This window comes from Microcystis sp. LEGE 08355, assembly GCF_015207185.1.
Taxonomy (GTDB): Bacteria; Cyanobacteriota; Cyanobacteriia; order Cyanobacteriales; family Microcystaceae; genus Microcystis; species Microcystis panniformis.
Window position 1 is genome coordinate 1 of the sequence record NZ_JADEXI010000927.1, and the last position, 1172, is coordinate 1172.

General features: G+C 41.5%; 1 protein-coding gene. It reads right to left on the minus strand.

What is annotated here, in order from left to right:
• Nucleotides 1–22 precede the first annotated feature (22 nt).
• On the minus strand, nucleotides 23–1021 hold the full coding sequence (locus IQ242_RS25340; RefSeq protein WP_193961850.1) for an Npun_R2821/Npun_R2822 family protein: 999 nt from the start codon (nucleotides 1019–1021) through the stop codon (nucleotides 23–25).
• Nucleotides 1022–1172: the final 151 nt, after the last annotated feature.

Below are 1172 nucleotides of genomic sequence, written 5' to 3' on the forward strand. Positions count from 1 at the left end.
CTTTTTCAGCAGACCCTAATTATTATTTTCCTAAACCGAGTTTTCTGGTTACTTTTTGCCAAAAGGTTGGGGTAGGTGGTTGATAGGGTTTGGGACTATCGGTAAATATAGGACGTTGACTAGGTTCGTAGAGATAACGATAGTGTAAGAAAATATCTCGATAGGGAAAATCGAGATTTTCACCGCTACAAAGTCGAGTGAACAGAGAGGAAGATAAACCAATGTAGTGAAGGTATGTCAAACGTTTGCCCTTATCGTAAAGAATATTATCCAGAGCCTGAAAATGGGGAGAGGTGACACAGCAGCCGGTGCGTTCTTCTTTCGGCAATTGAAGAGCTAGATTATATATAGAAAAATTTGAGCGCATCATCATATAATTGACGATAGTTTGATCGGGAGCCATCGGATAGAGAATTTCCGCTTCCCCTGCTCGCAATTGTTCGATTAGCCAATTGCGGCGTTCCCCGTCAAATAAACCTTTTTTTGAGCCATAAAAACCCGAACAGAAAATTTCTTGGTTAAGACGTTCTTGGGGAAAGATTTCTAATAATTTTGGGGAGGTAACTTCATAAACGTGGGTGATATCTTTGTGCTGAAAATCGTAGACCACACAATCAAAATTATCTAACTGTGCAAAAACTCGATCTAAGGGACTCATCAAGAGGGTATCACCATCCATGTAGATAAAGCGATCGAACGGCCCATCAAAGGCACAATAACGACGATGGGCCCCAAAACGATGATAACCTCTACTACCAGCCTTTAACCAGCGTTCTTTAGCCGTAGGATGGGGTTCCCAAGCAGATTTAGCGAAATTATCCCAGCGTTCGATCACTTCCCGATCATCAAATAACTCTACATTAGGACGTTGAGCAATTTCCGCCTTGATACGTTCGGTGTTGTCATCGTAGGGATAGACACAAACAGGAAGATCTTTTCCTCCATTTACCTCGATGCTGTTGAGTAGGGCGACTAATTGATCGTAAACCCGATCATTGGCTAAGGTACAGATACCGTCCATAAGTAATGCCAAGGAAAAAAATCAGGCTCTTCGGTTTATGTTATGCAATGAACGGGGGTTATAGAGGATGTAACCCTTGTATAGAAAGGCATTTAGCGATTTTTGTCAATTATTTTTGTCTAGAGCGAACTAATCAATTAAGTCTCTTGCC